7 protein-coding genes are annotated in these 7,209 nt (G+C 55.8%); 1 reads left to right on the top strand and 6 read right to left on the bottom strand.

What is annotated here, in order from left to right; genetic code table 11:
* The coding region (locus tag NW842_RS08910; RefSeq protein ID WP_414417878.1) for a photosystem II protein D2 at positions 1–222 on the top strand (222 nt) is incomplete at its 5' end.
* Positions 223–343: 121 nt separating this feature from the next.
* On the opposite strand, the gene NW842_RS08905 is transcribed toward NW842_RS08910, so the two are convergent.
* From NW842_RS08905 to NW842_RS08880, 6 genes are all read right to left on the bottom strand, one after another.
* Positions 344–907, bottom strand: a complete 564-nt coding sequence (locus tag NW842_RS08905) for a shikimate kinase (RefSeq protein ID WP_414374890.1) — start codon at positions 905–907, stop codon at positions 344–346.
* Positions 908–918: 11 nt separating this feature from the next.
* Positions 919–1,557 carry a riboflavin synthase gene (locus NW842_RS08900; RefSeq protein ID WP_414332173.1) on the bottom strand — a complete coding sequence of 213 codons (639 nt, stop codon included), beginning with the start codon at positions 1,555–1,557 and terminating at the stop codon, positions 919–921.
* A gap of 12 nt (positions 1,558–1,569) precedes the next feature.
* Complete coding sequence (locus NW842_RS08895) at positions 1,570–3,267, bottom strand: ATP-binding cassette domain-containing protein (RefSeq protein WP_414332172.1); 1,698 nt, start codon at positions 3,265–3,267, stop codon at positions 1,570–1,572.
* A gap of 593 nt (positions 3,268–3,860) precedes the next feature.
* Positions 3,861–5,120 (bottom strand): response regulator, encoded by a 1,260-nt coding sequence (locus NW842_RS08890; protein WP_414417877.1) that lies wholly within the window; start codon positions 5,118–5,120, stop codon positions 3,861–3,863.
* Positions 5,121–5,366: 246 nt separating this feature from the next.
* Positions 5,367–6,101, bottom strand: coding sequence for a ribonuclease PH (gene rph, locus NW842_RS08885; protein ID WP_414358226.1), 735 nt, complete (start codon positions 6,099–6,101; stop codon positions 5,367–5,369).
* A 348-nt stretch (positions 6,102–6,449) separates the two neighbouring features.
* Positions 6,450–7,202: a DUF561 domain-containing protein gene (locus NW842_RS08880; protein ID WP_011433343.1), complete on the bottom strand. Its 753-nt coding sequence runs from the start codon at positions 7,200–7,202 to the stop codon at positions 6,450–6,452.
* Between the last annotated feature and the right edge of the window lie 7 nt (positions 7,203–7,209).

The raw sequence follows: 7,209 nt of genomic DNA, 5'->3' as shown, positions 1-7,209 counted from the left end.
TGGATGTCGAGCATTGGGGTAGTGGGGTTGGCGCTGAACCTGCGGGCGTATGACTTTATCAGTCAGGAGGTGCGGGCAGCGGAAGACCCGGAGTTTGAGACGTTCTACACGAAGAACATTTTGCTGAACGAGGGGATTCGGGCCTGGATGGCGCCGCAGGATCAGCCGCATGAGCGCTTTGAGTTCCCTGAAGAAGTCCTCCCCCGCGGCAACGCGCTCTAAAGGAAGCTACCCTGGCTGCGTCAGGGATCCGCTCCCGGCGAATCTTGAGTAATCAAAAATCAAAAACTAAAGAGTTCAGGGATCCCTCATGGGATCCCTTTTTGTGTTGGGCGCGAGGTGGCTAGGAGGGGATCCCGTCTCGCAGGCGGGCGCGAATGGCTTGCCAGATCTGTTCAACCAACTGGGGCGGGCTGGTTTCTGACCGGATAGGCACCCGCACGTCGGCTTGGGCGTAGAACGGCTCTCGCTCTTGCATCAGCTTGTACAGGGCAGCTTGGGGGTCGGGGGTTTGCAGCAGGGGGCGTTGGCCGGGATCCCGCTTGAGCCGCTGCCAAATCAGCTCGGGGGTCGCATCCAGCCAAACGGTGAGGCCATGGTGCAAGTAGCTCCAATTTTTGGGGCGCAACACAATGCCGCCGCCTGTGGCGATCACCAACCGGGTGTAGCTGCTCAACTGGGCCAACACCTGCGTCTCCAGATCCCGGAAGTAGGCTTCCCCATGCTCGGCGAAGATCTGAGCGATGGAAGAACCCCCCACCTGCTCCACCAGACCATCGGTGTCGAAAAATTGAAAGCGCAACTGGGCTGCCAGCTCCGATCCCACGGTGGATTTGCCGCTGCCCATCATCCCAATGAGATAAACATTTACGCCGCGCAGGCGCTCAACTTCCTCGGGGTGGATCATGGGAAAGGTACCTAGATATAGCCATGCTCGGCCAGAAACTCCAGAGAAACGCTGCTCTCGGGGGGCAGCAAGCCCAGTAATTTTTCCACATACTTGCCCAAAATATCCGCCTCTATGTTGACGGGATCCCCAACTTGGAGCTGAGAAAGGTTGGTCTCGCGGTAGGTTTGGGGGATCACAGCCACCTTGAACCAGCAGCCCCCTTGGCGCACCTCAGCAATGGTCAAGCTCACCCCATTCACCGCCACGCTGCCCTTGGGTACGATGTAACGCCCGATCTCTTCAGGAACCTTGAAGCTCAGCTCCCAGGCGTTGCCAGTGGCGGCTTGATCCCACAGTTGCCCCACCCCATCGATATGGCCGCTGACAAAATGCCCCCCTAACTTGTCTCCTACCCGCAGCGCCGGTTCCAGGTTGACTGTGCGCGGGCCGAGGGATCCCTGGCCCCAAGTCGAGCGCCGCAGGGTTTCCGGCGAAACATCGGCCAAAAATCCATCGGGCAGAATCTCCACCACCGTCAGGCAAAGGCCGTCCACCGCCACGCTATCTCCATAGGCCAACTGAGGTTGCAACCGGGGACAGGTAACCCGTAGCTGTGAAGAATTGATCAACTGGGCTGTGCCCAAACTTCGAACCAGACCCGTAAACATTGCTTTGGCTCCTTAGGTTTTGCCGGCTGCCTTTTTGGCTTTCTGTTTTTCTCGCTCTTTGGCTCGTTTTTCGGCAGCGATTCGCTCTTGTCGGGCTTTCTCTTTCTCTTCAGCGATCTTTTCTAGATAGTAGTGATAGTTGCCCTGGTAGGCGACCAACTCTCCGTTGCGAATCTCTACAATCTTGTTGGCCACTTTTGAGATAAAGTAGCGGTCGTGAGAAACAAGGATCACCGTGCCATCGTAATGCTGTAAAGCTTCTTCCAGCATCTCTTTGGCCGGGATATCTAAGTGGTTGGTGGGCTCATCCAAAATCAGTAGGTTGGCCGGCTGAAGTAGCATTTTCGCCAACGCCAAGCGGGCTTTTTCTCCCCCGCTCAAAGCCGCTACTTTCTTAAAAACGGCGTCGCCGCTGAACAAAAAGCGACCCAACAGCGTGCGCACTTCTTCGTTTTTCCAGTCGGGCACTTCGTCATGGATGGTGTCCAAGACGGTTTTGCTCAGATCCAAAGCCTCTGCTTGATTTTGCTCGAAGTAGGCAGGGATCACATTGTGTGCTCCCAATTTCACAGATCCCTCGGTAGGTTGCTCTAGGCCGGTGATAAGACGCAGCAGGGTGGATTTTCCTGCCCCATTGGGCCCCAGAAAGGCGACGCGATCCCCACGCTCGATCAACAGCTCCGCACCCAAAAACAAAATCTTATCTCCATAAATGTGCGTCAAATTCTCGATCTTCACCACCTCGCGACCACTGCGGGGAGCAGGGGGAAAGCGAAACTTGAGGGTACGCACGTCGCCAATGGGCGCTTCGACCCGCTCGATCTTTTCCAGTTGTTTTTCGCGGCTTTTGGCCTGAGTGCTGCGGGTGGCACTGGCCCGGAAGCGATCGATGAAGGTTTGTTGCCTTTCAATTTCCTTTTGCTGACGTTCGTAGGCAGCTTGTTGTGCCTCTCGCCGTTCAGCTTTTTGGAGTAGGTATTGAGAATAGTTACCCAAGTATGTCGTAGAAACTCCTCGCTCCGTCTCCACAATTTGGGTGCAAAGCCGATCCAAAAACTCTCGATCATGAGAAACAATTACCATGGGGATCGTCAAGCTCTTGAGGTAGTTTTCCAGCCACTCAATGGTCTCCAAGTCTAGGTGGTTGGTCGGCTCGTCTAGCAACATCAAATCGGGTTTTTGCAGCAGGATTTTCCCCAGGCTGATGCGCATCTGCCAGCCGCCGCTGAAGGCGCTTACCAACCGATCCCCGTCCTCCGGCTCAAACCCCATTTCCGGCAGGATTTTCTCAATACGCGCCTCCAGTTCATAGCCATGTAAACTCTCAAATTGGCGCTGTAGACGATCTAGACGGCGCAAAAGGGTTTCCAACGTGTCCGCGTCCGCCTGCTCCATCTGTTGGGTGATTTGGGCAATTTCTTGGTGAATGCGGTTTTCCTCTTGAAAGACTGTCCAGAACTCTTCTCGCACCGTTCGGGCGGGATCCACTCCAAATTCTTGGGTGAGATAGGCGATGCGCAGGTTGGCGGGGCGGATCACCTCGCCGCTGGTCGGTTCTTCTTGCCCGCAGATAATCTTGAGCTGGGTGGTCTTTCCGGCCCCGTTTACTCCCACTAGGCCGACGCGATCCCCAGGCTTAACTTCCCAGTTCACATCCTTGAGCACCTCACCGGTGGGATAGATTTTGCTAATGTGTTCCAGTCGCAGCATAATGCTCCTTGGGGATCGGGACCAATTGGAGAAGTGTGGCGTTTTCTTTACATTCTTTACTCGATTTTACGTATTCTTGGGATCCCTGTCCATGGATCCTGAGCAATTTCTGCTTGATTTCTCCCTCTCATTGATCTTGCCGGGATCCACGACAGCGTTTAATATTTCTGGTTTGCCTTCAGAAGTGCCTGCTGAACCCTGTTCGATCTTTTTTCATGTCTTCAGGGCTTGTTTGTCGGTACCCTTAGTATGGACTCTTTTGCCAGAAGCCTTGTGAGGCTTCTCTAAGGCTTAAACGACATCTAATGCCAGCGAGGAAAAGCCAGTTCCTGAGAAAGATTGAAGTAGCCGGTCGTGATGACAATGAGGAAGGTTGATCGGATAAGTTTTCAGTGTATGGGATGCTTACTTCGTCTCTTGTTTCTGAAATCCCCGGCAACCTATTTTTCTCTTTTGGGCATGTCCTAATGAGCTATCAATCCATTGATATTAGCAGTCAGCCCAGACAAGTTATGGTCTCTTGAGTTGACTTCTTATCTAACATAAAACCTTTGTTGATTTTGACAGGAAAGCCAATGGCGACGGGGATCAACTCAGAAGGACACTGCGCCTTGGCTTGATCCTCGATCCTCGAGGGAACGGGGGGATCCCTGAAACAGGGCAGGATGACCTGTTCTGCCTCCCTGAACCGACAGAGGATTTTGTCTGTGGGCAGGCGGCTGTTGGGCCAGAAGCCGCTTCACCTCTGCATTAAGCTGACTTTCGTTGAAGGGCTTGGTCAAGTAGGCGGTTGCCCCCGACCATTTGCCGCGGATGCGGGCCAGCAGACCATCGCGAGCGGTAACCATCAGGATGGGAAGGGACTTAAACTCTTCTAAGCTGCGCACAATGCGGCAAAGCTCTAGACCATCGATCCCCGGCATGGCGATATCCATCAACAACAGGTGGGGCCGATGCTGAAACAACAAAGGAAGCACCTCGGCGGGGTTGCCCGTTGTAATCACCTGATAGTTGGGCAAATACTGCCGTAGGATTTCCTGCATCACCACGCTGTCGTCCACCGCCAAGATGGTTATCGGGTTGTGGCGCTTGGTCTGCAGCAGCTCTTGGGGTGTTTGTAGGCTGACCAAACCTTTTTTCGCCCAGGAGGCAAAGAGATTGGCCACCTCCAGCCGATCCCGGCACAGCTTCTTGGCGATTGCTTCCAGCGACTGGCCATCTTTGGTGAGGGTGTGGAGCTTCTGTCGTTGCTCATCGGTGATGCGGTAGCGGTTGACCCGTTCCCAATTGACCACCGGCACCGCCAACAGGGTTGGGATCGCCACCTTCAAATCTGCCCAGCGATCGTGGCGCCGGGCGGCTTCTTGCAGCAGCGGCTCCAACTCAAACCCGCCAATGGGGGCCTCTTGGGCGACCTGCTCCTGCACCTCAAAGTAACAGGTGCCTGCCCGTTCGAATAGGTAGCGGTCGAAATCGGTAAGCAGGTTGAGCCACAGGGCATCTTCCAGCTCCCCCGGCTTGAGCAGGCCCAATTGCGTGATAGCCTCCAGCAGCTCAGGTAAGGAATGGTCTTTCATCAAGCGCTCTTGTACCACCGAGATGGCCCGCTGTGGCCATTCCAAGTTGAGGCGAGGAATAAAGCGGGAGAGTCGTTTCAGCAGGATTTGCGTGTTGAGGGGTTGATCGGCAGAAAAAAGCAGCCTGCCGTGGTAGTAGGTCAACACCCAGGGTTCCGCACCCTCAGAGGGATCCAGTCCCTTGAGGTGAATGTGCAGATATCCAGTGGTAAACCGCCAACCTTGCTGCCTGAGCAGTGGCGCAAGTTCCTCCGAGCCGAACACAAAACGGGACATGCAGCGTTCTCCGGGCCAACTTCTTCAGGCCAAATGAGCAGCGATTCACCTCAGCCACACGCTCAAACCGTCGAAAGGAGAGCTTCAGAGAGCTCACTTATTTTAACAACTGGCTGATCTTAGCTTTCCCGGCCATTCCTTTACAGCAAGGGAATACCGCTTTGCCAACCAGGATATACACCCATGCAATCCCATATGCAGTGCCTTGAAGGATTACCATTGCAAGGCTAGGGTCCGGCTATGGCTCTATCTTTCTAAATTGAGAGCCTGCCGTTGGGCTTGTAGCAATTCTTGGATCCCGGCTTGGGCCATCTCCAACATTTGCAACAGTTGCGGGCGACTGAAGCAGGCGGCTTCGGCAGTGCCCTGGATCTCGATGAAGGATCCCTGCTCGTTCATAACAATGTTCATGTCCACCTCGGCTTGGCTGTCTTCCACATAGCACAGATCCACAAGTACCTCTCCCTGCACAATTCCTACTGAAAGGGCCGCCACCTGCTGCCGCAGCGGGGATCCCTGGGCCGGATCCAGCGCCCCCTGTTTGTACAGCCAAGTGATGGCGTCGTGCAGAGCCACATAGCCCCCTGTGATCGCGGCGGTGCGCGTTCCGCCATCGGCCTGCAGCACATCGGCATCGACGGTGATGGTACGGGATCCCAGCTTGCGAAAATCCAAGGCGGCGCGCAGACTGCGCCCGATGAGCCGTTGAATCTCGGCAGTACGGCCCGATAGTTTCAACATTTCCCGCGGCTGTCGTTGTTGCGTGGCTCCGGGCAACATGCGGTACTCAGCCGTCAGCCAGCCTTGGCCGGTGTTCTGCAGAAAAGGGGGAACTTCTTCGGCCACACTGGCGGTGCAAAGGACATGGGTATGGCCGAACTTGACCAACACCGAGCCAGGGGCATAGCGGGTAAAGTGGCGCTCAAAAGAAACCGGGCGCAATTGAGCAGCGGTGCGATTATCTGGGCGTTGCCAGCTCATGGACAGTTCAAAAAGGGATCCCTCGCATTGTCAACCATGTCTGCCCAATGCGGCTCAGGACTTGGAATCTTTGCAGAACATGACTGGGGCGACGGCTGCGGACGGAATTGGTCTGGGAAGGCAAGGACGACAAGTGTAGCAACCGCCGCAAATTGGATATTGCCGGGTATGCCACCTCTACGCGGAAGAAAGTGAAGCACTTGTGAGCAGCAAAACTTCTAGCGGCTGATCTCAACCCTCAGCTGCCCTACTTACCTACTTATTCCCTGCTTGTCCAAGAAAATCTAAAAAAAATGCACCAGCGCACGCTGGCGCAAGAGGGTCAACTTTTACCGGTCAGACATCGACCTAGACAAGGGCAGGGATCCGAGATCCTCCCAAGGCCTCCACCAATGCCCGCACTTGAGCCACCATGGCCACTTCATCCTGGAGCCGGCTGACAGCTTTGCCCACCCCTACACCTGAAGCGCCGGCAGCAATGGCCAAGCGCACTGTTACCGTCGAGAGGCCGGAAGCGCAGATAACCGGTACCGAGACGACACGGCTAATTTCATAGGCGGCGGCCAAGGTGGGGGCAGCCTTCTCGATCAGGCCCAGGGATCCCCCGTGAACCGGCTCGGCACTGGTGCTGCCCTCGGTTTGGATGAGATCGGCTCCCAGATCCTCCAGTTTCTCGGCCAATTCTGCCTGTTGATTCAGAGGCAGAGTGTGGGGAACGGTTACCGACAAGAGCGTGCGGGGCAGAAGAGAGCGGGTTCGGCGGGTAAGGTCTAGGACTTCCGCTGCGGAGAAGATGCGGCCTGAAGGGTAGAAGCTGTCGTAATTGCCGATCTCGGCCATGTCTGCTCCTGCCTGTACGGCTGCGGCCAACTGCTGCGGCTCCACCGCCGACACACAGATGGGCAGATCGATCTGGGCGCGTACCCGCTGCACCAATTCGGGGCTGGCAGCGATATCCACCCAAGTGGCCCCTCCCTGTTGGGCGGCGCGGGTGATGCTCAGAACCGACTGCAGGTCGAAGTTTTGTAGACCGCTGATGATCTTGAGGGCCCGACGTTGGGCCAGAGCGTCGAAAAGAGCAGCGTGAGAGGCAGTGGTCATAGGCTCG

It is taken from the genome of Synechococcus sp. R55.4 (genome assembly GCF_047461935.1).
GTDB lineage: Bacteria > Cyanobacteriota > Cyanobacteriia > Thermostichales > Thermostichaceae > Thermostichus.
The sequence above is the reverse complement of the archived record's forward strand: the minus strand, read 5'-3'. Positions and strand labels throughout refer to the sequence as shown.